General features: G+C 32.4%; 28 protein-coding genes. 15 read left to right on the top strand and 13 right to left on the bottom strand.

Translation table 11 applies throughout. The features are described 5' to 3' along the window. The first annotated feature begins 61 nt into the window (after positions 1-61). The 8 genes from LO744_RS14145 to gldG all read left to right on the top strand — a co-directional run bounded on the left by LO744_RS14145 (position 62) and on the right by gldG (position 7,987). Positions 62-1,984, top strand: a complete 1,923-nt coding sequence (locus tag LO744_RS14145) for a M1 family aminopeptidase (RefSeq protein ID WP_230670239.1) — start codon at positions 62-64, stop codon at positions 1,982-1,984. A 62-nt stretch (positions 1,985-2,046) separates the two neighbouring features. Then, entirely contained in the window at positions 2,047-2,454 is a 408-nt protein-coding gene (locus tag LO744_RS14140) for a hypothetical protein (protein WP_230670238.1), read from the top strand. Between the two features lie 203 nt (positions 2,455-2,657). Continuing rightward, entirely contained in the window at positions 2,658-3,854 is a 1,197-nt protein-coding gene (kbl, locus tag LO744_RS14135) for a glycine C-acetyltransferase (protein ID WP_230670237.1), read from the top strand. Positions 3,855-3,923: 69 nt separating this feature from the next. Then, positions 3,924-4,364 (top strand): toxin-antitoxin system YwqK family antitoxin, encoded by a 441-nt coding sequence (locus LO744_RS14130; RefSeq protein WP_230670236.1) that lies wholly within the window; start codon positions 3,924-3,926, stop codon positions 4,362-4,364. 121 nt (positions 4,365-4,485) lie between these two features. Then, a complete protein-coding gene (locus LO744_RS14125; RefSeq protein WP_230670235.1) occupies positions 4,486-4,944 on the top strand; it encodes a hypothetical protein in 459 nt (152 codons plus the stop codon). 14 nt (positions 4,945-4,958) lie between these two features. After that, the gene (locus tag LO744_RS14120; protein WP_230670234.1) at positions 4,959-5,513 is read left to right on the top strand and encodes a CopD family protein; all 555 of its coding nucleotides are present in this window, start codon (positions 4,959-4,961) and stop codon (positions 5,511-5,513) included. A gap of 73 nt (positions 5,514-5,586) precedes the next feature. Further along, positions 5,587-6,315, top strand: coding sequence for an ABC transporter permease subunit (locus LO744_RS14115; RefSeq protein WP_230670233.1), 729 nt, complete (start codon positions 5,587-5,589; stop codon positions 6,313-6,315). Between the two features lie 4 nt (positions 6,316-6,319). Beyond that, complete coding sequence (gene gldG, locus LO744_RS14110; protein WP_230670232.1) at positions 6,320-7,987, top strand: gliding motility-associated ABC transporter substrate-binding protein GldG; 1,668 nt, start codon at positions 6,320-6,322, stop codon at positions 7,985-7,987. 51 nt (positions 7,988-8,038) lie between these two features. Here gldG and LO744_RS14105 read toward each other — a convergent pair whose 3' ends face one another. From LO744_RS14105 to LO744_RS14085, 5 genes are all read right to left on the bottom strand, one after another. Then, positions 8,039-8,353, bottom strand: a complete 315-nt coding sequence (locus LO744_RS14105; protein ID WP_230670231.1) for a type II toxin-antitoxin system RelE/ParE family toxin — start codon at positions 8,351-8,353, stop codon at positions 8,039-8,041. A gap of 3 nt (positions 8,354-8,356) precedes the next feature. Then, entirely contained in the window at positions 8,357-8,596 is a 240-nt protein-coding gene (locus LO744_RS14100; RefSeq protein WP_230670230.1) for a hypothetical protein, read from the bottom strand. Positions 8,597-8,667: 71 nt separating this feature from the next. Next, positions 8,668-9,708: a tetratricopeptide repeat protein gene (locus LO744_RS14095; RefSeq protein ID WP_230670229.1), complete on the bottom strand. Its 1,041-nt coding sequence runs from the start codon at positions 9,706-9,708 to the stop codon at positions 8,668-8,670. A 53-nt stretch (positions 9,709-9,761) separates the two neighbouring features. After that, positions 9,762-10,091: a hypothetical protein gene (locus tag LO744_RS14090; RefSeq protein ID WP_230670228.1), complete on the bottom strand. Its 330-nt coding sequence runs from the start codon at positions 10,089-10,091 to the stop codon at positions 9,762-9,764. A 15-nt stretch (positions 10,092-10,106) separates the two neighbouring features. Continuing rightward, positions 10,107-10,778 carry a TlpA family protein disulfide reductase gene (locus LO744_RS14085; RefSeq protein ID WP_230670227.1) on the bottom strand — a complete coding sequence of 224 codons (672 nt, stop codon included), beginning with the start codon at positions 10,776-10,778 and terminating at the stop codon, positions 10,107-10,109. Positions 10,779-11,191: 413 nt separating this feature from the next. Here LO744_RS14085 and LO744_RS14080 point away from each other — a divergent pair, with 413 nt between their 5' ends. Next, positions 11,192-11,866 carry a YceI family protein gene (locus LO744_RS14080; protein ID WP_230670226.1) on the top strand — a complete coding sequence of 225 codons (675 nt, stop codon included), beginning with the start codon at positions 11,192-11,194 and terminating at the stop codon, positions 11,864-11,866. A 171-nt stretch (positions 11,867-12,037) separates the two neighbouring features. Here LO744_RS14080 and LO744_RS14075 read toward each other — a convergent pair whose 3' ends face one another. The 7 genes from LO744_RS14075 to LO744_RS14045 all read right to left on the bottom strand — a co-directional run bounded on the left by LO744_RS14075 (position 12,038) and on the right by LO744_RS14045 (position 17,918). Continuing rightward, on the bottom strand, positions 12,038-12,673 hold the full coding sequence (locus tag LO744_RS14075; RefSeq protein WP_230670225.1) for an ABC transporter ATP-binding protein: 636 nt from the start codon (positions 12,671-12,673) through the stop codon (positions 12,038-12,040). Next, complete coding sequence (locus LO744_RS14070) at positions 12,660-13,571, bottom strand: hypothetical protein (protein ID WP_230670224.1); 912 nt, start codon at positions 13,569-13,571, stop codon at positions 12,660-12,662. Before LO744_RS14070 ends, LO744_RS14075 begins: the two co-directional genes overlap by 14 nt. A 145-nt stretch (positions 13,572-13,716) precedes the next feature. Then, a complete protein-coding gene (locus LO744_RS14065; protein ID WP_230670223.1) occupies positions 13,717-14,469 on the bottom strand; it encodes a YwqG family protein in 753 nt (250 codons plus the stop codon). 26 nt (positions 14,470-14,495) lie between these two features. Next, entirely contained in the window at positions 14,496-15,314 is an 819-nt protein-coding gene (locus tag LO744_RS14060) for a DUF2314 domain-containing protein (RefSeq protein WP_230670222.1), read from the bottom strand. 313 nt (positions 15,315-15,627) lie between these two features. Beyond that, positions 15,628-16,950 (bottom strand): DUF2314 domain-containing protein, encoded by a 1,323-nt coding sequence (locus tag LO744_RS20415; protein ID WP_317207259.1) that lies wholly within the window; start codon positions 16,948-16,950, stop codon positions 15,628-15,630. A 225-nt stretch (positions 16,951-17,175) separates the two neighbouring features. Beyond that, entirely contained in the window at positions 17,176-17,487 is a 312-nt protein-coding gene (locus LO744_RS14050) for a hypothetical protein (RefSeq protein ID WP_230670221.1), read from the bottom strand. Between the two features lie 2 nt (positions 17,488-17,489). Continuing rightward, on the bottom strand, positions 17,490-17,918 hold the full coding sequence (locus LO744_RS14045; protein ID WP_230670220.1) for a DUF4268 domain-containing protein: 429 nt from the start codon (positions 17,916-17,918) through the stop codon (positions 17,490-17,492). Between the two features lie 166 nt (positions 17,919-18,084). Here LO744_RS14045 and LO744_RS14040 point away from each other — a divergent pair, with 166 nt between their 5' ends. The 6 genes from LO744_RS14040 to LO744_RS14015 all read left to right on the top strand — a co-directional run bounded on the left by LO744_RS14040 (position 18,085) and on the right by LO744_RS14015 (position 23,007). After that, on the top strand, positions 18,085-18,492 hold the full coding sequence (locus tag LO744_RS14040) for an RrF2 family transcriptional regulator (protein WP_230670219.1): 408 nt from the start codon (positions 18,085-18,087) through the stop codon (positions 18,490-18,492). Positions 18,493-18,578: 86 nt separating this feature from the next. After that, positions 18,579-19,271, top strand: a complete 693-nt coding sequence (locus LO744_RS14035; RefSeq protein ID WP_230670218.1) for a phosphoadenylyl-sulfate reductase — start codon at positions 18,579-18,581, stop codon at positions 19,269-19,271. Positions 19,272-19,296: 25 nt separating this feature from the next. Continuing rightward, positions 19,297-20,205 (top strand): sulfate adenylyltransferase subunit CysD, encoded by a 909-nt coding sequence (gene cysD / locus LO744_RS14030; RefSeq protein ID WP_230670217.1) that lies wholly within the window; start codon positions 19,297-19,299, stop codon positions 20,203-20,205. A gap of 121 nt (positions 20,206-20,326) precedes the next feature. Beyond that, entirely contained in the window at positions 20,327-21,568 is a 1,242-nt protein-coding gene (locus tag LO744_RS14025; protein ID WP_230670216.1) for a sulfate adenylyltransferase subunit 1, read from the top strand. Positions 21,569-21,587: 19 nt separating this feature from the next. Further along, the gene (locus LO744_RS14020) at positions 21,588-22,472 is read left to right on the top strand and encodes a sulfite exporter TauE/SafE family protein (protein ID WP_230670215.1); all 885 of its coding nucleotides are present in this window, start codon (positions 21,588-21,590) and stop codon (positions 22,470-22,472) included. A gap of 244 nt (positions 22,473-22,716) precedes the next feature. Next, on the top strand, positions 22,717-23,007 hold the full coding sequence (locus tag LO744_RS14015) for a putative quinol monooxygenase (RefSeq protein ID WP_230670214.1): 291 nt from the start codon (positions 22,717-22,719) through the stop codon (positions 23,005-23,007). 260 nt (positions 23,008-23,267) lie between these two features. Here LO744_RS14015 and LO744_RS14010 read toward each other — a convergent pair whose 3' ends face one another. Beyond that, a complete protein-coding gene (locus LO744_RS14010; protein WP_230670213.1) occupies positions 23,268-24,545 on the bottom strand; it encodes a T9SS type A sorting domain-containing protein in 1,278 nt (425 codons plus the stop codon). Between the last annotated feature and the right edge of the window lie 92 nt (positions 24,546-24,637).

Here is a 24,637-nt window from a genome sequence, read left to right as displayed (position 1 = left end):
TTAAACCTTTTAATCATTGATTGAAAGGTTTTTTTTATCTTTAATCCCTAATTATTTGACAATGAGAAAATTTTACCTTTTCTGTGTAAGCATCTTTGCTTTTCATACTTTATCGGCTCAAAACCAAAATGAAAACGTAGATAAAAAAGGTTTATTAAACAAAGAAATGAAATCTTATGCAGCTAAAATGGCTGCAGGAAATACCAATCCCAATACGTTAAACTACGATTTACAGTATCAGAGGATGGATGTATCTATCAATCCTTCCGTTTATAATATTTCGGGATCGGTAACGTCACACTTCAAGCCTTCACAAGCGTTGAATACAATTTATTTTGACCTTAATAATAATCTTACCGTTTCTCAGGTAAATTATCATGGTCAGAATCTTACTTTTCAGCAATTATCGACTAAAGAACTAAAGATAAACTTTACAGCTTCTCTGCCTGCTAATGTTTTAGATTCTCTTACGATTAATTACAGTGGAGCTCCAGATACGGCGAGTAACGCGTTTTTTAATGGCTCTCAAGGCGGAACGCCCATTCTTTCTACTTTAAACGAACCTTATGGAGCACAAGATTGGTTTCCTACAAAGCAAAGTTTAAATGATAAAATTGATAGATTTGATATAAAAGTGACGACTCCTACTCAGTATAATGTTGCAGCCAATGGTAAATTTATGTCTGAAACTGTTTTAGGAAATGGCACAAAACGTACTTTTTGGAGAACGCAATATCCTACTGCTGCTTATTTAATAGCACTTTCTATTACAAATTTTGTAATGCTAAATGATACCATGGGAAATCCACCTTTTCCTTTTGTTAATTATATTTATCCATCTACAAATGCAAATGCAACAAGTATGGCAAATATAGAATGGACGAAAACGGTAATGAATACTTTTGAAAATTATTTCGGAGCGTATCCTTTCCGTAATGAAAAGTATGGACATATGGAATTTGAAGCGGGTGGAGGTATGGAACATCAAACCATGTCTTCAATGGGATCTTGGAGTAAACAGTTAATTGCTCATGAGCTGGCGCATCAATGGTTCGGTGATAAAGTAACGTGCGGTGCATGGAATGATATCTGGCTAAATGAAGGTTTTGCGACTTTTGGAGAGCATCTTGCCTACGAAAAACTGCTTATGAGCAATGCCGATTTTCTTAATTATCTTTTAGGTGAAAAAAATTATATTACCAGTATTGCGGGTGGAAGTGTGTATGTGGCAGACAGTAATTTAGGAAATACCAATGCTATTTTTAGTGGAAGATTATCATATTCTAAAGGTGGATATACAGTAAGAATGATTAAATGGATTTTGGGTGATGCCGTATTTTATCAGGCATTAAAAGACTATCATGCGCGACCAAATTTAGCGTACAGCTATGCTAGAACTGCAGATTTAAATGCTTCTTTATTAACGTCAACAGGCAAAGATTTTACAGAATTTTTTAACGATTGGATTTACGGACAAGGTTATCCTACATACGATATCCGATGGAAACAGGTGGGAAATCAAGTGACTTTTAAAGCGTCACAGACGCAAAGCCATGCATCGGTTAGCTTTTTTGAAATGCCTTTACCGATAAAAGTTACAGGAACTGGTGGTCAGACTGCTTTTTTTGCTTTAAATAATACGTTCAATAATCAATATTTCACAGAAGCTGTAACTTTTCCGATTGCTAGCGTACAGTTTAATTATGAATACCAAATAGTAGAAAAAAACTCAACAGTTTCTCAGGATAATAGTTTGAGTACTGCAGATTTTAAAACTGAAGAATTCAGCATTTATCCTAATCCTGTGAAAGAGCAACTGTTTGTTTTGGGGTTGAAAAAAGAAACTGGGTATGATATTTTTACGGCAGACGGAAGGTTGGTGAAAAAAGGTAAAACGGATAAAAAAATAGACGTATCTCTGCTACAGAAAGGAGTTTACTTTATCAAGATTTTAAATTCTAATTTAAAATTTGTAAAAGAATAAAAAATAAATCATTGTATTGATTTTCAATGTATATTTGTTTATAAACAAAATAATTAATACTTATGAAAACAAATTTATTCTTTGTCAATTTTCTTTTATTGGCGTTTTTAATGTTTAATTTCACCTCATGTGAATCTAAAAAATCAGACAATCCTTTACTAGACACACAATGGAGAGGATTGGCGAAAATTCCTCATGAAGCTGAGATTGATTTAAAATTCTCGAAAGATAAAATTGATGTACTGCTCGATAATAAAGTAATCGAAACGATGACTTACACATTGAGTAATGGCGAAATCAATATAGTGAAAAATTCAGGGGGAACACCTTGTAATGTAGGAGCAAAAGGCAAATACAAATGTGACGTAATTGGTGAGAATCTTGTGATGACACATATTTCCGATGAATGTACAGATCGTGTAAAATCTTTACAGGGAATTGTTTATAAAAAAATTGAAGTAAAAAAATAACTGCAAATCATTTTTGCACTTTTAAAGCTTTCATTCGTGAAAGCTTTTTTTGTTTCTTGCTTTTGATGTTAAACTAAAGAGGTGAAATAGCTCTTTTGATGAGGGCTTGTAGATGATTAATAACCAAAAAAACAATAAAGATGTCGAAACTTATTTTCTTTAATACGTTTTTATTAAATTAGCGCAACTTAAATTTAATTATAATGATCTCTGAAAAGTATCTTGAAAATCTAAAAAATGAACTGAATAATATAGAAAATGATGGTCTTTTTAAAAAAGAAAGAATCATCACTTCTCAGCAAAGTGCAGAAATAGAAGCTAATGGAAAAAAACTTCTGAACTTTTGCGCCAACAATTATTTAGGATTATCAAATCATCCTGAAGTAATGAAAGCTTCGCAGGATATGGTTGCATCTCATGGTTACGGGATGTCTTCGGTACGTTTTATCTGCGGAACTCAAGATATTCACAAGCAGTTGGAAGAGAAAATTGCAGAATTTTTAGGCTTAGAAGACACAATTCTTTACGCAGCATGTTTTGATGCAAACGGAGGTGTTTTCGAACCATTATTTACAGATGAAGATGCGATTATTTCTGATGAATTAAACCACGCATCAATTATTGACGGAGTACGTCTTTGTAAAGCGGCAAGATACCGTTATAAAAACAATAATATGGCAGATTTGGAAGCTCAATTAATTGCTGCTTCTGAAAAAAATCATAGATTCAAAATTATCGTTACAGACGGAGTTTTCTCAATGGACGGAATTGTTGCCGACCTAAAAGGAGTTTGTGATTTGGCTGATAAATACGATGCTTTGGTAATGGTTGATGATTCTCATGCAACTGGTTTCATCGGAAAAACGGGTCGTGGTACTCACGAAGCCAACGAAGTAATGGGTAGAGTAGATATTATTACTTCTACGTTAGGAAAAGCTTTAGGTGGTGCTTTAGGCGGATTTACGTCTGGTAAAAAAGAAATCATCGATATGTTGAGACAGCGTTCTAGACCTTATTTGTTTTCAAACTCTTTGGCGCCAGGAATTGTTGGTGCTGCTTTGAAGGTGTTAGAAATGATTTCTGATGACACTTCTTTACGTGATACCGTAATGGAAAATGCAGAGTATTTCAGAACAGAGATGAAAGCAAAAGGTTTTGATATTCCTGATGGTGATGCTGCGATTGTTCCTGTAATGTTGTACGATGCAAAATTGGCTCAGAAAATGGCTGAGAAACTAATGGATGAAGGTATCTATGTAATTGGTTTCTTCTATCCGGTTGTACCGAAAGAAAAAGCGAGAATCAGAGTACAACTTTCTGCGGCACATACAAGAGAACATGTAGATAAAGCAATTGCTGCTTTTGAGAAAGTAGGAAAAGAATTAGGAGTAATTTCTTAAAAAAATAAACTATTCTACAATTGTAGAATAAAAACAGAATTTCTATATTTACAGAAATTCTGTTTTTTTATGCTTAAAAATTTCTTACTCATCGTGTTATCATTTTTTGTTTTCGCTTCATGCAAAACCAAAACGAATCAATACATTAAGATTTCCGAAAAATCTCAAAAGAGACATGGAAAATGGATAGAGAAATATCCTGTAGATAATGATACCTTAATTGTTATAGGAAAATACAATACAGGTGAAAAAATTGGCGTTTGGAAAACATTTATTGACGATAAACTCTATCAAAAAGAAAAAATACAAAAGAAGAAAATCAAAATGTTTGTGTATCATAAAAATGGAAACATTATGGAGCGTGGACAATCAAAGCTTGATATTTCTGAAAACGAACGCCATTGGTATTATTTCGGAGACTGGAAGTTTTATGACGAAAACGGAAAGTTGAAGCATATAAAAAAATACACTGATGGTAAAAAAATCGACAGTATTTCAATCAATCAATAAACCTTTCTAAACCTTAAATTTTCAACAAATCTTAAATAATTTTTTAGACATAATATTGATGAAGTTTTTTAGCTTAAGTTGAGTAACAAAATCATTATATTTGCGCTTAATTTTCACTTAAATGTTTTTTAAATCAAGATATATATTAGAGTTTTCTAAGCCAAAATGTGAGGTTTTAGAAAATATTGAAAAAGATATATTTCAAGGTTTCCCCAATTATTTTGGTAAAAGCTTTAAGGGAAAAGTAAGTGAAAATGGATTTAAAATAAAATTGATGGGAGGAGGTGATTCTCCAACCTTCAAAGGAAATTTTATTTTGAATAGAGATAATGAGGAAAGTTTTGAGCTATCTGTTGGATTTGAATATTATGAAGTATTGCTTTATTTAATTTTTTTAAGTTTTATATTACTTCTTGTAATTAAAAATTACGATGGAACTTATTCTTTGATACCCATTTATCTAGCTATTCTAGGATTTATTATATTTTCAGGTTATTTTCGATTAAGAAAGAAAAAAAGTTTATTTTTCGATTATTTGAAAAACTTTGATAAAGATTGTGAAATTATTCATATAAAATAATTTATTGATTTAAAATGCTTTACACAATAATAAAAGCCTTACACATTATTTTTATGGTCAGCTATTTTGCGGGAATTTTTTATCTCGTAAGAATTTTTGTGTACTATAAAGATACTGATGCCTTTTCCGAAGACAAAAAGACGATTCTGAGAGAGCAATATACATTTATGGCTCGCAGATTATGGAATATTATCACCGTTCCAGCTGGGATTATTATGACCATTTGTGGATTGATCATGATTTTTCTGAATTCCGGTTTAATGAAAATGCCTTGGTTTCATTTAAAACTGACTTTCCTGATTGGATTGGCAATTTACCATTACTGGTGCTGGAAAAAAGTAAAACATCTTGCAAAAATCAACGGAAAAACACTAGAAACAGCCAATTTAAAACTAAGACAGGCTAACGAAATTGCCACATTTATTTTATTTTTGGTCGTTTTTACCGTTATTTTAAAATCTCAGGTTATTGAATATTGGTGGCAATTAATTACCGGATTTTTCGTACTGGTATTTTTAATCATGATGACGGTGAAGCTTGTGAATAAAAAAGGGAAAGATAAAAAGTAAAAAGTGATAAGTGAGAAATTAAATTTTTGAATCTAGAATTTAAAATCTCAAACCTCAAATATCAAATTAATATATGATTGCAATATTTAAAAAAGAACTTTGGAGTTATTTTGGGAACTGGAGCGCATGGATTATCATTGCGGCATTCAGCTTGATAACGACTTTGTTTCTGTTTTTCTTCGAAAATGATTCTAATATTTTCGACATCGGAATAGCATCTTTACAGAGTTATTTCGTTTTGGTACCTTGGTTACTGATGTTTATTATTCCGGCATTGTCGATGAAAACTTTTGCAGAAGAGCAACAGACAGGAACTTTAAACTGGTTATTTTCCCAACCTCTGAAAGTTTCAGATTTGGTTGCTGGGAAATTTCTTTCGGTTTGGGTCGTTGGAATTTTATGTCTGATTCCATCAGTAATTTACTTTTATACGGTTTACGTTTTGGGAGTTCCTGAAGGAAACATCGATATGGGAATGACTTTCGGAAGTTATTTCGGTTTAATTATTCTGATAGCAGCATTTTCCGGAGTAGGGATTTTAGCTTCATCGCTTTCTCAAAACCAGATTATGGCTTATCTGTTGGGAGTTTTCATGTGTTTCATCATGTATTTCGGAATTGAGCAACTTGCAAGTTATAAATTGTTGGGTGGTGCAGATTTTATTTTGCAGAATGTAGGTTTTTATCAACATTTTCTAGCATTTACAAGAGGTCTTATCGATTTTAAAGATGTTGCTTATTTTGTTTTCATCATTGGTCTTACCTTAACATTGTCTAATCATTTTATCAATAAAAAGAAGTAAAAACATGAAGAAGATTAACCTAAAATCTCCATTTGCCATTTTATTGATTGGAACTTTTGTCGTTGCATTGGTTCTTGCATTTTCAGGCATCAGATTAGATTTAACAAAAGAAAAAAGATATACGCTTTCAGAAAATACGATAAAAGTTTTAGAATCGGTAAAAAAACCTTTAACGGTAGATGTTTACCTTGAAGGAGATTTTCCGGCAAGCTTTAAACAGCTTCAGAGTGAAACTAAATTTATGCTGGAAGAATTCAGAAAAATTAACCCGAAAATTGATTTTAAATTCATCGACCCCATGAAAACCAAAATGTCGCAGGACACTTTGATGGCAATGGGAATGCAGCCTTCGGTTCTTCCGGATTTTAAAGATGGAAAAGTTACCCAGATTTATTTATTCCCTTATGCGGTGGTAAAATATAATGGTGGTGGTATTTCTATTCCTTTGGTTGTACAGCAGTCGAATATTAATGCAGATGACCAGTTGAGAAAATCAATTGAAAATTTAGAATATAATTTAGTTTCGAATATTAAAGCTGTCGCGACGAATAAGAAAAAGAAAGTCGGAATTTTGGTCAATCAGGATGAGTTGAGTCCGACAGAATTTGAAAGCTTTATGAGATTAGCAACGGAAAGCTATGATGCAGGGCCGATTGTTCCAAAAAATAATGTGGAAATCACTCAGGCAGACGTTCCGTTATTGAAACAGATGAGTGCTTTGGTCATTGCAAAACCCAGAAAAGCTTTCACAGACGGTGAAAAAGTAATTCTTGACCAATACATTATGAATGGCGGTAAAACGCTTTGGATGATTGATGCTGTAAACGCTGAAATGGATACGTTGACGAAGTCTAAAAAAGTAATGCCTTTCCCTTTAGATATCAACATGACCGATTTTTTCTTTAATTATGGTCTGAGAATCAACAATGCTTTGGTAAAAGATGTGAAAAAATATGCGCTTTTAAAATTGGTGACCGGAGAAGTTGGTGGAAATGCGCAATATACAAGTCTTCCGTGGCCTTATTTTCCATTGGGAATCGCAGAACATGACCACCCGATTACTAAAAATATCAATCCTGTAAAACTAGAGTTTCCTACATCAATTGATACTTTGGGTGGAAGAAAATTTAAAACCCATGTTTTATTTGAATCTAGCGAAAGAACTTTATTAAAGCAGGTTCCAAACTATGTCGAACTGAAAGAAATTGCCAGTGTAGACAGTCTTGGGCAGATGGAAAAACCAAGCACACCGAAGATTTTTGCGGTTGCTTTGGAAGGAAAATTTAATTCTGCGTATGCCTCAAGAATCGAAAGAAAATCTTATCCAGGATTTAAAACGTCAAGCCCGGAAAACAAAATGATTGTGATTGCCGATGGAGATGTGGGTAGAAATAAAGTAATCAAAGGACAGGCTCTACCTTTGGGAGTTGATATGTTAACTGAAGAGCAATTCGGTAATGAGCAATTCCTGAGAAATGCTTTAGATTATCTTCTCGATGACAGTAATCTGATGGAATTAAGAAACAGAAATATCGAAGAAAGACTTCTCGACCGCCACAGAATCGCTGATGAAAGAACAAACTGGCAATATCTGAATTTATTGCTTCCTTTAGCAATTATTGGACTTTTAGGAGGATTGTTCTTTTGGTTAAGAAAAAAGAAATTCGGATAAAATGAATATAGAAAAAGAGAAACTGTGAGGTTTCTCTTTTTTGTTTATATATTAATTGTTTCGTTTTTTATCAATCATTTTAATGGGATTTTGCCTAGTATCAAAAATGTCATTGATTAAGATATCATTACATTCAATTCTGTAAATGATTTTATAGTTGCCACATATAATATATCGGTGTTGCTGATTTAGCTGTTCTAGATAGAACTCAATGTGCCCAGATTCTGGGTTTTGTATTAATCTTTTTGTTGAATCAAATATCTTTTTTCGAATTTTGTGAGCAACTTTTTTGTTCGCTTTAAGCGAATAATAATCAAAAATATTTTTTAAGTTTTCAATAGCAAATTCAGACCAGATGATTTTCATCGTTTACCAATTTGCAGATTGATTTTCTAAATCTTCCTGAGTTTTAAATTTACCAGTCTTAAAATCTTCTTCAGACTTTTCAATACGATTCATTAAAGTCTCAGTAGTAAAGGGAGCAAACTCAGAGTGATCTTCTTTTTCTAATTTTGAAAAAATATATTCCTCTATTTTTTCAAAAAAACTTTCGTCTTGAAGTTGAGCAAGATAGGTGATTAGATTTAATTTTCTGGTTTGTAAATCCATGATGTCATAATTTATTCAAAGATACAAATTTGGATATAGATTCTTTCGGGGAATAATTTTTGTTTTAATTATTACTTCCAAACATAGTTTTTATTCCATTCATAAAAACGTTGAATTTCTTTGTTGTTATTCTCATGATATTTTTTCACATCGTCAGCTTGAGAAGGTAAAAAAGCAATGTAAGTAAAAGGCTCAACCAATTTTTGTTCTTTCATTTCAATAAAATAAGGAGCTAAAAATTCCCAATAAAAACCTTTTTGTTTTTTTTGATCTTCCTTCAGTACAGCAAATATACTGTCAAATTTATCAATAGCTTTTTCACATTGAGTTTTGTTTTTGTTTTTCTCATCAAAATCTAAAGCGGCAGTCATAGATAAAACCATATCTACAGTCGAGAAATTATTAGTTATTTTTTTATTTTTGCTTACATCCTCCAATGTTTTAGAATCAATAGCTAATGTAATATTTTTCTCGTCAGTTTGGCTAACACCTTGTCCCATTAAATTTATTACAGAATCTAAGTTTCCTTTTGCACGAGATGTTTTATTGTCAACAGAAAGATACCTTAAAGATGCCAAAATTGATATAATTCTTTTATCACGATTCAATGCACCTAAAGCATTTAAAGACCCTGGATGATTGGGATTTAGTTTTAAAGATTTTTCAAATAATTCTAAAGACTTTTCAATTTGTTTATCATTAACTAAAGTAATTCCTTTATTGAAATAAAGCTGATAAAATTCAGGATACTTCTTTATTCCTTCATCGAAAATTTTCAGCGCCTCTTGTGGCCTCTTTGAATGATCTAAACTATTTCCGTAAGTAAGATATATGGTTTTAATATCTTCTTTATTATGCGTTGTAATGGCTAATTTACAAATTTCAATTGCTTCATCATATTTTTTTGAGGCTTCCAGTGTCATTGCTTTTTCTGAAAATGCAAACAGATTATTCTTATCAAGTTTTAAAGCTTCTTCATATTTATTAAGTGCCTCATTAAATTTTCCTTCATCATGAAGAACGATACCTTCATTAACTTTAAGCTTAGCAGCATTTTTGTCTTGAGAGAAATTTAAAATAGGGAAAAAGGCTAATAATAGAATTTTTTTCACGTTGTATTGGTTTTGAAATTTATTTTTTTCTGCTTATAATTGGTTTTATTGTATTACATTTTGTAATACTCTATCATTTTTCTGAGCTTTATTAAAGCATATTGTAATTCGTCCTGCTCAGCTCCATATTCTTTTATTTCTCTGTCTTTTTCAAATTTAGAAATATTAAATCCTTCCTCTATGTCATTATAGTACAAAACAAAGTTGTTATATTTTGCGACTGCCCAGAAACCATTGCCTTCGTTTCCAAATTCATGTTCAGTCCATTTTTTAGGAGTGAATTTTATTTTATTCCAAAACTGAAAGTTTTCTGAGCTCATTTCTTTTTCACCTTTTGAAATTTCTAAAGCTAATTCATCGAAAGTTATTGGTTCCCATTTCATAATAACTTTGGTATTTTATAAAAGCCCCTCAAAAATCACTTCAATATCTTTAACATCATCACTTACTTCTCCGAAAACAAATTTTACAATTCCGTTTTTATCTAAAATAAGACTTGTAGGAAACGCTGAAATATTCAGCTCATCAATCTGATTTTTAGCATTTGGAATATGAGTGAAATTAAAAGGTTGCTGTTTGATAAATTCTTCAATCGTTTTTTTATCGTTAAAAGAAATTGTGATGAAATTTGCTTTACCGTTAAACTTTTCTTTCAGCTTATTCAAGAACGGAATTTCTTCTATGCAAGGCGGACATTTTGTAAACCAAAAATTAATGAAAGTAGGCTTTCCGTTAAGAAAATCTTTGTCAAATTTTTTGTTGTTTTCATTTACAAATTTCTCAATCTCAAATCTTGTTCCGATATATTTTTTTGTTTCTCCATAAGGATCAAATCCATCGGGTGTTGTAGAAAGCACACCAAGTTTTACAATATGAATGATAGAATTTTCTTTTTTTTCGGTTTTTAAAAGAAGTTCTTCCAATATTCCGGTTTTTGTGATTTTTTCTTTTTCAGCTACATATTTTGTTTCGTCAACCGCGTTTCCACCGTTAATTTTATAATATGTTTTTTGGGCAAAAGAGTGGATGCTTAAAAATAAAAGAGATATTGCCAGAATTTTTGTTTTCATTGATAGGGTTATAGTTAATGCTTGATGTAAGCTGAGCAAATATAAAATAAATTAACATTAATATCACTTACCTAAGAAAAATCATGCGATAGGAACTCTGAATAATGCTAACCCAATCGATTTTATTTTTTCTGACTACCTGAGCATCAAAACCCAAAGAGAAAGAAGCTATCGGGCCGCGGAATAATTAAAACCAAAAAAATATTGGCAAAAACTGGCATTTTTCAATCAAAAAAGACTTAATGAATCTAATGTTTCAAAATTTTTTTATATTTTTAGTCTTTTCTTATCCTATGTCAATAAGAAAGCCTTCAAATTTTCGGAGGTTTGCAAAGTCAAAACAATAAAATAATCGTTTTGAGGTTTTATTAAACAGAACAACAAACAATATTAATATTAAATACTTTTAAAAAATGAAGAAAATTGGCGTAATCGCTTTGGCAAGTTTAGGTTTACTTCTTGCATCGTGTGGTGATAAAAAAGAAGCTGCAACGGCAGGTCAAGAGCAATCTGTAGCTGAAAAGCAAGGTGATGTTTTTACAGTTGATACTGCAGCATCTAAAGTAAACTGGAAGGCTTTCCACAAAGGAGGTTTTGCTCCACGTTGGGGAACTTTAGCAGTTTCTACAGGTGAATTATCAGTTGCTGATAATCAATTGGCATCTGGTGAGTTTGTAATTGATATGAAGTCAATCAAAGTAGATCCAGCTTCTGTAACTGAAAAAGACAAAAAATATACAGATCTTGAAGGTCACCTAAAAAATGCTGACTTCTTTGATGTTGAAAAACACCCAACTGCTGATTTCAAAATCACTAAAGTTGAAGAACTTGCTGCAGGTGCCCAAAACGCTGTAGAAGGAGCTAACAAAACGGTAAGCGGAAACCTTACGCTTTTAGGAAAAACTATGAACGTTTCTTTCCCTGCAAAAGTAGAAATCGTAGAAAAATCTGCTACGTTGAAAGCTCAGTTTACAGTAAACCGTGCTGACTGGGGAATCAAATTCGGAACTGACGAAACTGATCCAGCTGAATGGATGATCAGCAAAGATATTGAAATCGGTATCGATGTAAAAGCTGCTCAAAAATAATACTGAACACCAAATAAATTACGAAGACATCTGTAGCAATACAGATGTCTTTTTTTTGTTTAAAAGAGAAATCGAATTATAATTATTTTTTGCTCTGTAAGAGCAGAACCTTTGTAGAGAAGATATTGAGTTTTTTATGAGCTCTGTAGGAGCGACACATTTCAAGATAATCTAAAATTTAAAATGTCGAAGTTTTTCAAAATCTGATTTTTCAAAAATATTACTGATAGTTCCATTTTCTAAAGTAACGATTCGGTCACAAGTATGAAAAAGAGTTTCGATAATGTGCGAACTGATAATCACTAATTTTTTGTTTTCTTTCAATTCATGAATAATATCGTATAATAAATGAACTCCCTCAAAATCTACTCCGTTAAAAGGTTCGTCTAAGATATTGATGGGTTTGTCGAGCATCAACATTCCAATTAAAGCTAATTTTTTTTTCATTCCGCTCGAATAATATTGCACATACTTATCCAGCGGAAGTTGAAATTTTTCAGCGAGTTCTATCGTTTCCGATAGTTTATCTTTTGCGAAATAAGAAAGATATTCTCTTCCCGTTATGTAAGGGTAGAAATAGTTTTCCGTTTCAAGGTAAGAAATGTTTTCGCGAAGAAGTTTTTGGTTTTGCCATAAAATTTCTCCATTGTATTTTTGACTTTGGTAAAGAGATTCAAACAATGTCGTTTTTCCGGCTCCATTTTTTCCAAGGATGCCCAAAATAATTCCTTCTTCAATTTCAAGATTCAAATTTTGAAGAACATTTTTATCTTTAAAACTTACGGATAGATTTTTAATTTCCAACATAATTGCTGATGTTTTGCTGTGCTTCTTTTGTATTGATACGAATCATAATAAAGGCAGGAATAATCAACATACTGTACACGAAATATTCTATAAAAACCGCAATACTGAAGTAATTTGCCTTTTCATGATGATGATAAAGTCTGTATTTTCTGGTTAGAATTAATAAAAAATAACAATTCATAAAGAAAATATAATATAAAAGATATAAGCTTTCATTAAAATTTAAAACAAGATAACCGATATAAACAGGGAGAAGCAATGCATTGAAAAAAACTACATTTTTCTGAATTTTCTCCTTAAAACTTATTTTTTTAAAATAGACTTCAAGCATTTCCTTATTCTCATTATTTTCATACACATGCGAAAGGTAATCTAAAAGAAAAACTCCACATAATATTAAACTTGCCTGGTTATAAGCAGAAAGTAGGAGGATTAGGTAAGTGAAAATAAACATCCACGTATTTTTCCGAAGATAACTTTTCCATTCAAAAAGATGATTCGAAATAAAATTCCATTGAAACGTGGGAAACGGTTTAGATTTAGGCTCTAAAAAGCTTAGAGTAATGAGCGCTAAAAACATCAATATTCCGAATTTCTCAGTTTTATAATTGATATTTGCCATTAAAAAAATGGTATAAATAAAAGAAGATTCAAGAAAAACAATAAGTCTCCAATTTTTTACAAATATTTTCTTCAAAAACGGAATATCTTTTCTATTAATATGGAAAACCAAAGCAATAGAAAAATAGAGTAGTGAATATAGAAATGATTGAGGAAGCTTAATAATCATCAAAGCACCAAAAACCAAAATAACCGGTAAACTTACTTTAGGATTAAAATTGAAAATCCTAAAACTTTGATTAAATCTAAACTGAAAATGTTTGTAAATTTTATGCAATTAATTTTTTTTAAGAAAAGAAGTCTCTACTTTTTATAAGCTTTCAAAGATATAAAATGGATATTAAATATCACCAATTGAGGAAAATTTGTAAAATAATAAAAAAGAGAAACCCGAAAGTCTCTCTTTTAAAATCTGTTTCTTCTTAGCAACAATCCCAATTAAACCAAGCTTTTTCAAAATTTTTGTTTTTTAAGTCTTCAGGATTAATAAAGAAATTGGCAACACCAGAGTCTCCAAACATAATTTCGTCATCGGTATCGATTTGTAATAAAAGTACATCTTGTTTCAGATTTTGGTTGTAATCTCTCACATCTGCTTGGGTAAAATAAGCGTAACCGCCTATTTTATGTCCCGTTCCATCGATGATTTCGTTTACTTCTTCCTTTTGATTATCGGTAAGCGTTTCCTGAAAATCCCAAAAATCTTTATCATTAAAACTCATGTCAAATCGAAAATCTTCAGAACTTCCATATTCAATTTCTTTACTAAATTCGAGTTTATGTTCACGATAAATAGGAGATTCTTCATAAATTTCTTCTGTTAAAAAAGAAAAATCAGTTTGAAATTCTTCAGTGATGGTATCATGAAAAACGACCTTGTAATCATCCATATCAAACCATTCGGGAGATACGAAAAATTGTAATATTCCTTGATTAGGATAACCGTCGAGAAGCGGAACTTCGGAAAAATTGATTTGTGCCCAAAGAGCCATGGGCTTATTTTCTTTATTTTTCGGATACTCCATCCCTTTTTGGAGATAAGGTTTTCCTAAAAATTTACTGTCTAAAATTTGAAGAGATTCTTCGTTTTCGAGGGGAGTGGCAGAAACTTTTATCGTTTCAAGTTTGTATGTTTCAAGTTGAGTTTTAAACTCGTGAAGAAATTCTGGTATCATTTTGTATTTTGTTGAAAGTTGGGTTGTCAGTTTTTTTCAAAAGCAGGAATTAAATGTTCCCAATTAAGCTGTTTAGCATAATCAACAGCAGATTTTCCCTTCTGTGTTTTTAAATTTTTGTTGGCTCCGGCTTTGAGTAGAACTTCGACTGAGCTTAAGTTTCCGGCAATGGTTTCTCGGTGCAGAATAGTAAATCCGTTTTCATCGATATGGGTCAGTTCATTTGGGTAATCCTCTAAAAACTTCACGAAATCGTCTTTCATATTTCTGCTCATGGGATGCTCGATAAGGTTTTCAGGCTTTTCTTTTTGTTCGTTGACCACTTCCACTTCATTGTAATTTCCAAAATCAAGTTGCCACGCTTCATCGTGGTCTTTTCTTTCAGAATCCGACATATCGGCACGCATTTTTTGTATGGTAAATCCACCGTAAGCTTTTGGTATAGGCTCTGAAGACGAAGAAAATAATTTTGATAATCCCTTGGATTTCTTCTGGCTAGGTGTGATTGCAAAAAGCCAGTCACTGATTTCGTTTAAAGGAATTTCAAAATAATCTCCCAATTGTATGGTCTTTAAATTATTGGGTTCGTTGATGAGGTATCCGCTTATTGTATCACCGTCAAAGTCGATGTCGTTCATCCACATATGTTCTACGATTTCTTCTCTGCTGGGGTCTGTCTCAGAAAAAGAGGCTTTTACACAGGCTAAATTCAATCCGGGAATAATTCTTCTATATTCCCAGGAGACTTCTCTCCAGAAATATTTAAAGGTTTCCTGCGCATTCTTATACGCTTCAATCATTTTGGGGTCTCTTCCGTCTGTAAAAATAAACGAGTTATTTTCCATAGTGTTTTAAAAGTTTTGTGATTTAGGGTTAAAAAATATCAAAACTATTCTGTTCAAAAGATTGAAGAACAAAGGGGTTTAGTATTTTAAAGTATCTAAAATACGGAAATTATTTAAACGGAGGTTTAAGTTTTGTCTATTTTAATTTTTTTTTAACTATAAATTCTCTAGATCCTTTAGATGGTTTTCGGGATTGTATTGATAGTCTTTGGGAAGCTCCAATTCATAAAGAAAATGACTGTAGAATGAGAAGTAGAATATTTTTTTTCATAAGTGTTTTTTTATATTAGATTTCTATATCAGGGAAAATAATTTAGATTAGACCCTTTTCTTGCCACAATCTACAATTTTCAACTGCACCGTTTAAATAATCTGAAAGTTTTATGTCTGTCTGTTCCAATCTAGGACATTCGTAATGCTCTAGTTCTATATCTGTATATAAATTCAATTCATAAACAAAAGGATCAATTTGATTTTCGTCTAAAAAGATAATAAAATATTGTGGATCTGAAATACTTGTATCGATGGCAACAAACGGTCTGGTAATTCTATAATTAATAATTTTACTGAGACTAAGTATAGTGTTTCTCATAGACTCTTGATTTCCACCTTCAAATATCCAATTATAAGAACCAGCAATCGATAAAAACTCTTTTACAACAATAGGGAATGGCTGATTATTATTCCATTTTTGTTCTAATAGTTTTATTTCCTCTTCTTTTAATGGAGTATTCGGGGTTTGAAATAAATTAGTTAAGTTACGCCTAGGGTTTTGCTGAAAGTAATTTAAGTATTGTATTTTGTTGAAAGGTGGGTTGTCAGTTTTTTCAAAAGCAGGAATTAAATGTTCCCAATTAAGCTGTTTAGCATAATCAACAGCAGATTTTCCCTTCTGTGTTTTTAAATTTTTGTTGGCTCCGGCTTTGAGTAGAACTTCGACTGAGCTTAAGTTTCCGGCAATGGTTTCTCGGTGCAGAATAGTAAATCCGTTTTCATCGATATGGGTCAGTTCATTTGGGTAATCCTCTAAAAACTTCACGAAATCGTCTTTCATATTTCTGCTCATGGGATGCTCGATAAGGTTTTCAGGCTTTTCTTTTTGTTCGTTGACCACTTCCACTTCATTGTAATTTCCAAAATCAAGTTGCCACGCTTCATCGTGGTCTTTTCTTTCAGAATCCGACATATCGGCACGCATTTTTTGTATGGTAAATCCACCGTAAGCTTTTGGTATAGGCTTTGAAGACGAAGAAAATAGTTTTGATAAACCCTTGGATTTCTTTTGGCTAGGAGTGATCGCAAAAAGCCAGTCACTGATTTTATCTAAAGGAATTTCAAAATAATCTCCCAGTTGTATGGTCGTTAAATTATTGGGTTCGTTAATGAGGTATCCGCTTACTGTATCGCCGTCAAAGTCGATGTCGTTCATCCACATATGTTCTACGATTTCTTCTCCGTTGGGATCTGTCTCAGAAAAAGAGGCTTTTACACAGGCTAAATTCAATCCGGGAATAATTCTTCTATATTCCCAGGAGACTTCTCTCCAGAAATATTTAAAGTTTTCCTGCGCATTTTTATACGCTTCAATCATTTTGGGGTCTCTTCCGTCTGTAAAAATAAACGAGTTATTTTCCATAGTAATTTAAATATTTCGTGATTTTGGTTAAACTCAATATCAAAATGTATTCTGCTGAAAAGCATGATGAATAAATATATCTTGATATTTTTGGCGAAACTAAAGTACAAAAAATATTTAAACAAGAGTTTAAACTATAGAACTTGTTTAAATATTTATAAATTTTTCTCGAAAGAAGCTTTTGGTAGAGAAGAGTTTAAAATTACGCCTCTTATAGACTTCTATTTAGCCTTTTCTTTTATTTCCGCATTTGGGGCAAAAAGTAGCAGTCTCAGTTCTGTAAGGTTTTCCACAGTTTTCGCAATCAGGACCATATAGATTTATAAAATGATGCATAATAGCATTTGGATTTGTTTCTTCAAAACCAGTTAAACCGTTATAATAATCTAATAATTTTTTAAAGTTTTCAGGAACATGTTTTTTAAGTCTTTTGCTTTCCTGAAATCCTTCAGCAAGCAATTTTGATGCAATTTTACCTTCTTCAGAATCTAACATTGGAACATCCATTCTGCATCTCCAGCAATATCTTATTTTCATAACTAAACATCTTTTATAAAATCTTCATATTCATAATAAAATCTTTCAAAGCCATCCATCTTTTCAACAAAAAATTCAAAAGTTTGTTGCCATGTATTTTTATTTAAAATAGAAACTCCATCTTTTTCAATCCAGATTCTGCTGATGACTTTTCCGTTTTCTAAAGTATACAATTCCTCTTTATGAAAATCACCAATAAAATCTTTCAGAATATCTTCAAGCGACCAGATTTTATTATAATAAGCATCTCTAAAAATTTCATCTTTCATTTCGATATCCAAAGAAACTTCTGCTTTTTTCTTATCTGCATAAAATTTAAATGAAAAATCTTTGATTTTGGTATTGTATAAAAGCCATTTTCTCGGAAACGATTTTCCGAAAGCCATCCAAAACTCTTTTCTTACTTGCTGTGCTTCTTCTTTACTGAACATGAGGCAAAGATAAGTTTTTTTTTGGCTGGAAGTTAGGTGTCAGAAGCTGGAAGCTAGTGTGGTTAAGGTATCAGCGATTTGTCATTAATCCAATTTTTTTAAACCTCCAGCTTCCATCATCAAACTTCCAACTTCAATATCCAAACTTTTTCTTATTTTTGCTGTAATGCTGTCAAAAAAATCCCAATATGCTTTTAAGGCACTTTCATATCTTGTAGAAAAGAGAAATGAAGGTCCTGTTCTTATTTCTGAAATTGCAGAAAACAAGAAAATTCCACTGAAATTTCTTGAAAATATCTTGCTGGAGCTAAAAAAAGCAGATATCCTCGACAGCAAAAAAGGAAAAGGGGGCGGTTATTTTTTTAAAGAAAATCCTCAAAATGTAACATTGGCAAAAATCATTCGTCTGGTGAATGGCCCGATTGCCATGCTTCCTTGCGTAAGTCTTAATTTTTACGAAAAATGTGCAGATTGTAACGAAGACCATTGCAGTTTACATGATGTTTTGATTGAAGTGAGAGATGCTTCACTTAAAATTTTAGAGAAAAAAACACTCTTTGATTTAATAGATTAATTAGATCATATTTTCAATTTTATAAGTCTACTTATTTGGTAGGATAATATTTTTGTTCGATATTTGCTGATATCAAACAGAAAATTATGTTTTCAAAAGAGGATATCAACACTTTGCAGCAGCTTACTTTGGAGGATGGATTACAGTTTATTTCCTCTAAATTCTCAGAAGGGATTATTTTCTCAACATCCCTTGGTCAGGAAGACCAGGTCATTACCGACGCTATTTTTAAAAATAATTTACCGATTAAAGTCTTCACATTAGATACAGGAAGGCTTTTTTATGAGCATTACGATTTGCTTTCAAAAAATAATGCGCGTTATCAAAAGAAAACTGAAGTCTATTTTCCCGAATCTGCCGATGTAGAAAAATATTTGGTTGAAAAAGGAGTCAACGCTTTTTATCATTCTGTAGAAAATAGAAAAGAATGTTGCTTTATTCGTAAAGTAAAGCCTCTCAACCGAGCTTTAGAAAATGCAAAAGTATGGATAACCGGACTTCGTGCAGAACAATCGGAAAACCGTGAAAATATGCCAATTTTAGAGTGGGATGAAGAAAGGAAATTATATAAATACAACCCGCTTATCAACTGGGGTTATGAAGATGTTTTAAATTATTTAGAACTGCATAAAGTTCAGGAACTGGCTTTACATAAAAAAGGCTTCATCAGTGTTGGTTGCCAACCTTGCACAAGAGCCATCGAAGAAGGCGAAAACCCAAGAGCCGGACGTTGGTGGTGGGAAACTTCACAAAAAGAATGTGGTCTGCATTCACATTAATTCTAATTTAATCTTTAAAATAATAATGAGTGACTATAAACTAAATTATCTCGAGCAATTGGAAGCCGAAAGCATTTATATCATGCGTGAAATTGCGGCTCAGTTTGAGAAACCGGCTTTGCTTTTCAGCGGTGGAAAAGACTCCATTACCTTGGTTCATTTGGCGAAAAAAGCATTTGCTCCGATGAAAATTCCATTTCCTTTTGTACATATTGATACGGGACACAATTTTCCTGAAGCTTTACAATTCAGAGATTATTTTGCAGAAAGTCTTGGCGCGGAACTGATTGTAAGAAAAGTAGAAGATACGATTAAAGCTAAAAATTTAACCGAACCAAAAGGAAAATTTGCTTCACGAAACTGGTTACAGACCCATACTTTATTAGATACTATTGAAGAATTTCAGTTTGATGCGTGTATTGGCGGAGCAAGAAGAGATGAAGAAAAAGCAAGAGCAAAAGAACGTTTTTTCTCTGTTCGTGATGAATTCGGACAATGGGACCCGAAATTACAACGCCCGGAATTGTGGAATATTTACAACGGAAGAATCAATAAAGGTGAAAACGTAAGAGTTTTCCCCATTTCAAACTGGACAGAGCTTGATGTCTGGAATTATATCAAAAAAGAAAATATTCAACTTCCTTCCATCTATTTTGCTCATGACCGTGATGTGATTGAATATGACGGACAGTTAATCGCCGCTTCAGATTTTATTCAAATTGATGAAAATGATACGGTTGTGAATAAAAAAGTGCGTTACAGAACCGTTGGAGATATGACTTGTACCGCAGCTGTTGAAAGTTCTGCCGAAACTTTAGATGAAGTCGTAAACGAAATTACCGCTTCCCGAATTTCCGAACGCGGCGAAACAAGAATTGACGATAAAGTGACCGAAGCAGCGATGGAAGACCGAAAAAAAGGAGGATACTTTTAGATAAATAATAAGCAATGCAAAATGTAATGCATATTTTACTCGGAGTTTATTATTAAATTATAAAAAATGAGCGGTTTGAAAAAATTACTCATTACCAATTACTCATTACTAATTTAATTACGTGGATATATTAAGATTTATAACAGCAGGAAGTGTAGATGACGGCAAAAGTACGTTGATTGGAAGACTTCTTTACGACAGCAAAAATATATTGATTGACCAGCTAGAAGCTTTGGAAAAACAATCAAAAAATAAAAACGAAAATGGAGTTGACCTTGCCATTCTTACTGATGGTTTGAGAGCCGAAAGAGAGCAGGGAATTACGATTGATGTTGCCTACCGATATTTTTCGACTCCAAAAAGGAAATTTATTATTGCGGATGCACCAGGACATATTCAATACACACGAAATATGATTACAGGCACTTCTAATTCGCAATTGATTGTAATTTTGATTGACGCTCGACAAGGCGTGATTGAGCAGACTAGAAGACATTCGATTATCGCATCATTATTAAAAATGAAAAATGTGGTGGTGGCTATCAACAAAATGGATTTGGTAGACTATTCTGAAGAAATTTTTAATGATATCAAAGCGCAGTATGAATTGGTTGCCAAAAAACTGAAGCTGGAAAACGTAAATTATTTTCCGATTTCGGCTTTTAATGGAGATAATATTGTTTCAAAATCCGATAAAACCAGTTGGTATCAAGGTTCAACACTTTTAGATTTCCTTGAAAATGTTGAAATTAATGAAAATAAGGAAAGTGAAAATCCGAGATTTCAAGTGCAGTATGTCATTCGTCCACAGACTGATGAATTGCATGATTATAGAGGCTATGCCGGAGAAGTAATTTCAGGAATTTATAAAAAAGGAGATGAGATTACGGTACTTCCACAAAATATTCAGACTAAGATTTCAAAAATTGAAACCGGAGGAAAAGAAGTAGATTTTGTTTTTACTAATCAGCCTGCCGTGATTCATATTGAAGATAATATCGACATCAGTCGTGGTGATTTTTTAGTAAAAACCAATCAACAGCCGAAAGTTGAAAATGAGTTTGAAGCTGTTGTTTGCTGGCTTGATAAAAAAGAATTGAACGAAGGAAACAAATATTTCATTCAACATAAAAGCAAAACGTTAAAAGCCATCATTAAAGAAATTGAATATAAAATTGATGTCAATACGCTTGAAAAAACACCAATTACCGAAAGTATTAAATTGAATGAAGTGGTCAAAGTAAAATTAAAAACTGCATCACCTCTGGTTTTTGACAGTTTTGAAGAACGTAAATCTACCGGAAATGCGATTCTTATTGATGAGACAAGTAATTCTACCGTTGGAGCGGTGATGATTTTATAATTTTCAAACCTTTGATGATATGGTAATTTCACAAAAAATTCAGTTCAGGCTCAATGTACTTTTTATTACGGTTGCAGTTTTAGCAATCACATTTCTGTCACTGTATAGTTTAGGATATTTGGATGAACTTGAAATTATTCTTGCCAAAGACAATTATATTTTTTATTGGATGCTTTTGGTAGGAGTTTTTGCTGAAATTGTTGCGGGGTCAATGGGAATGGGATATGGTGTGATTTGCACCACAACACTTTTATTTTTAGGAATTCCTCCGCATGCCGTAAGTGCAAGTATTCATTCTGCCGAAAGTTTTACAACAGCCGCTGGAAGTATCAGTCATATTAAATTAAAAAATGTAAGTAAAAGTCTGGTGAAAAAATTGGCGATTCCTGCAATTATCGGAGCTGTTATTGGAGCTGTTTCGTTGACGTATCTTGGCGAATATTATTCGAAAATTACAAAAACGGTGATTTCTTTTTATACTTTGTATCTGGGAATTCAGATTTTGTCAAATGCATTTAAACCTAAACAAAATAAAGCGCTAAAGAAAGAAACAAATCTTACAAGATTGGGAGTTATTGGTGGTTTCATTGATTCTTTTGCTGGTGGAGGATGGGGACCTTTGGTGACCGGAACTTTAATTAAAAACTCTTTTACACCAAGATTTGCTGTGGGAAGTTCTACCGTTGCAAAATTTATTCTGACTGTTACCGCAGCAGTCACATTCTTTTTAACCTTAGGAATCCAGCATTGGAATATTATTTTAGGACTCTTGATTGGTGGAATTATCACCGCACCGTTTTCTGCGATGCTTACTGCAAAACTTCCCGTGAAAAATATGTTTATCATCATAGGAACCTTGGTGATTGTAATGAGCTCGATTACTATTTTTAAATCAGTTTTTTAGATTCGGGATTCGGGATTCGAGTTACGGGATTCGAGGTGTTAGATTCCAGTTTTGAAAATTGTGATTTTTCTTAGCTGAGTGGAACGCCTTTGCGGACGAAAAATATACAGAAAATTTTAAAAAATCTTTGCGCATTTTACGTTTAATATTTAATGTAAATAAACTTTTTTTTGTGAAAAATTTAGCAGAATTTGAATTCAATTAAAATCAAAAATAATTTACATTTACAGCCTAAAAATAATACATGAATTTACATATCGTTGCCCTTTTCAGATTTAAAGAAAATAATTTAATGGATGCTGTAGAGTTATTTCAGACTTTGGTAAGAGAGACCAGAAAAGAAGATGGATGCCTGCAATATGATTTAATAGAAGATAAAGATAATAAAGGAACATTTTTCCTAATCGAGTTGTGGGAAAGTGTAGAGCATCATAATTATCATAATGGAGCAGACCACCTGTTAGATTTTAGAAAAAATGCATCTAAAATATTAGAAGAAACCATACAGGTTTATAAAGGTTTTAAGATTTATTAGTTTTGCTAGATGCTAGATGCTAGATGCTAGATGCTAGATGCTAGATGCTAGATGCTAGATGCTAGATGCTAGATGCTAGATGCTAGATACTAGATGCTAGAAAATGCAAAAGGCAGTTTCATCATTCTTGAAACTGCCTTTTTATTAGAAAAAATAGAAAGTATTCTTTTTAAAAGTGAATCGTTAATTAGCTTTGCTGTCGATTATCAATTTTAAAGATTGACTATTGACAATTCACAGTGACGCATATTCACTTATTCTTATTTTACAATAAGTTTTTTGGTTTCCGTTTTTCCACCGTAAGTAATTTTTACGAGGTAATTTCCGGTTGAAAGGTGAGATAGATTAAGATCTTGTTTGTAGAAACCAGTTTGATTGCTTAGCTCAGCATTATAAACTCTTTTTCCTGTTAGATCATAAACTTCAACACTTCCTTTGTTGTTTGCTTTTTCTTTAACATCAAATAAAACAGTCACTTTTTTATCAGCCGTTGTTGGGTTTGGATAGATACCGAAACTAGCCTTTTTACTTACTTCTGTAATCCCTAAAGTTGATGTGATGTTTTTATATTTGAAATACATATTTCCGTTTGATTCACCACCATTTGTAAGGAAATACATTCTGTAATACTCTGAACCTTGCTTTACGTAATAAGCAACATCTGAAATAGGAGCTCCAGAAGTTGGTTTCCATGAGTGACCCATTGTTGTGATATTACTTGAAAAAGCAGTAGAAGCAGGAAGACTATAAGTAGATGTATCCTGAGTTTCCGGTTGTACTCTTGCAATAGTTACTGTTGGGCTTTGAATAACTCCTGCCATTCTGTACATCATGATATTTCCAAAAAATGTCCAGTATCTTGTGAACATTAAGTCCCAATTTGCTTTTGAAGGCTCTGCATTTGGAACTTTTGCTCCTGTTGTGAAAGAGAAGTAGTTGAAATATGCATCATCGGTACCGTTTGCTAAAGTTCTTGTTTCTGTAGCTCCCCAAGTAGAGTTTGTAGCATTCCATTTAGAATATTTGAAAGTATAGCCTCCGTAGTAATCTTCGATTGCAAATTTGATGTAAGAATTATCTGGGTATTGAATAACAAAAATAATTTTTCCCTCTACATGATGATTTCCTCCATTATACTGTCCCCATCCTGCAGGTGCCGAACCTTGCTCGAAGGCTCCATTTTCTAATTGTGTCGTTTGGTCTGGATTATATTTTGGCGCACCCCAAGTAGAAAGATCAGCGATATTGATATTATTCCAGTTTGCAAGATTATTAGAAGCTTCATAAACTTTTATATTGAGTGCATCATTTACTCTTGTTCCGTATCCGTAAGTAGAATTTCTGTAGAAAGCAACATCCCAAGTATTTGCGGGTTGAGATACAATTGTGTTTGCACTAAAATCAAAGAACGCTCTGTTTTGATAGCTTGCCCCCATTGTAAGGTTTACTGTAGTATATCCGTTTGCATCTACCTGTGCCAATACAGTTTGCTGAACCGTTAGTGCAAAAAGAGACCCCAATAATAGTTTTGTTTTCATAACCTTGTTTTCTTATTTAGAATTGTTCTACAAAACTATGTAATTATTTTTAATAATTCTAAATAAAAATATGATATTTGTCTTGTTTTAAA

Origin of the sequence: Chryseobacterium turcicum, from assembly GCF_021010565.1 — a bacterium.
Lineage (GTDB): Bacteria > Bacteroidota > Bacteroidia > Flavobacteriales > Weeksellaceae > Chryseobacterium > Chryseobacterium turcicum.
This window is presented reverse-complemented; position numbering and strand designations above follow the sequence as displayed.

Excerpts from the sequence above, each read along its gene's own strand:
- LO744_RS14145 (WP_230670239.1), top strand. The coding sequence starts at position 62 with ATGAGAAAATTTTACCTTTTCTGTGTAAGCATCTTTGCTTTTCATACT.
- LO744_RS14140 (WP_230670238.1), top strand. The coding sequence starts at position 2,047 with ATGAAAACAAATTTATTCTTTGTCAATTTTCTTTTATTGGCGTTTTTA.
- kbl (WP_230670237.1), top strand. The coding sequence starts at position 2,658 with ATGATCTCTGAAAAGTATCTTGAAAATCTAAAAAATGAACTGAATAAT.
- LO744_RS14130 (WP_230670236.1), top strand. The coding sequence starts at position 3,924 with ATGCTTAAAAATTTCTTACTCATCGTGTTATCATTTTTTGTTTTCGCT.
- LO744_RS14125 (WP_230670235.1), top strand. The coding sequence starts at position 4,486 with ATGTTTTTTAAATCAAGATATATATTAGAGTTTTCTAAGCCAAAATGT.
- LO744_RS14120 (WP_230670234.1), top strand. The coding sequence starts at position 4,959 with ATGCTTTACACAATAATAAAAGCCTTACACATTATTTTTATGGTCAGC.
- LO744_RS14115 (WP_230670233.1), top strand. The coding sequence starts at position 5,587 with ATGATTGCAATATTTAAAAAAGAACTTTGGAGTTATTTTGGGAACTGG.
- gldG (WP_230670232.1), top strand. The coding sequence starts at position 6,320 with ATGAAGAAGATTAACCTAAAATCTCCATTTGCCATTTTATTGATTGGA.
- LO744_RS14105 (WP_230670231.1), bottom strand. The coding sequence starts at position 8,353 with ATGAAAATCATCTGGTCTGAATTTGCTATTGAAAACTTAAAAAATATT.
- LO744_RS14100 (WP_230670230.1), bottom strand. The coding sequence starts at position 8,596 with ATGGATTTACAAACCAGAAAATTAAATCTAATCACCTATCTTGCTCAA.
- LO744_RS14090 (WP_230670228.1), bottom strand. The coding sequence starts at position 10,091 with ATGAAATGGGAACCAATAACTTTCGATGAATTAGCTTTAGAAATTTCA.
- LO744_RS14085 (WP_230670227.1), bottom strand. The coding sequence starts at position 10,778 with ATGAAAACAAAAATTCTGGCAATATCTCTTTTATTTTTAAGCATCCAC.
- LO744_RS14080 (WP_230670226.1), top strand. The coding sequence starts at position 11,192 with ATGAAGAAAATTGGCGTAATCGCTTTGGCAAGTTTAGGTTTACTTCTT.
- LO744_RS14075 (WP_230670225.1), bottom strand. The coding sequence starts at position 12,673 with ATGTTGGAAATTAAAAATCTATCCGTAAGTTTTAAAGATAAAAATGTT.
- LO744_RS14065 (WP_230670223.1), bottom strand. The coding sequence starts at position 14,469 with ATGATACCAGAATTTCTTCACGAGTTTAAAACTCAACTTGAAACATAC.
- LO744_RS14060 (WP_230670222.1), bottom strand. The coding sequence starts at position 15,314 with ATGGAAAATAACTCGTTTATTTTTACAGACGGAAGAGACCCCAAAATG.
- LO744_RS20415 (WP_317207259.1), bottom strand. The coding sequence starts at position 16,950 with ATGGAAAATAACTCGTTTATTTTTACAGACGGAAGAGACCCCAAAATG.
- LO744_RS14050 (WP_230670221.1), bottom strand. The coding sequence starts at position 17,487 with ATGAAAATAAGATATTGCTGGAGATGCAGAATGGATGTTCCAATGTTA.
- LO744_RS14045 (WP_230670220.1), bottom strand. The coding sequence starts at position 17,918 with ATGTTCAGTAAAGAAGAAGCACAGCAAGTAAGAAAAGAGTTTTGGATG.
- LO744_RS14040 (WP_230670219.1), top strand. The coding sequence starts at position 18,085 with ATGCTGTCAAAAAAATCCCAATATGCTTTTAAGGCACTTTCATATCTT.
- LO744_RS14035 (WP_230670218.1), top strand. The coding sequence starts at position 18,579 with ATGTTTTCAAAAGAGGATATCAACACTTTGCAGCAGCTTACTTTGGAG.
- cysD (WP_230670217.1), top strand. The coding sequence starts at position 19,297 with ATGAGTGACTATAAACTAAATTATCTCGAGCAATTGGAAGCCGAAAGC.
- LO744_RS14020 (WP_230670215.1), top strand. The coding sequence starts at position 21,588 with ATGGTAATTTCACAAAAAATTCAGTTCAGGCTCAATGTACTTTTTATT.
- LO744_RS14015 (WP_230670214.1), top strand. The coding sequence starts at position 22,717 with ATGAATTTACATATCGTTGCCCTTTTCAGATTTAAAGAAAATAATTTA.
- LO744_RS14010 (WP_230670213.1), bottom strand. The coding sequence starts at position 24,545 with ATGAAAACAAAACTATTATTGGGGTCTCTTTTTGCACTAACGGTTCAG.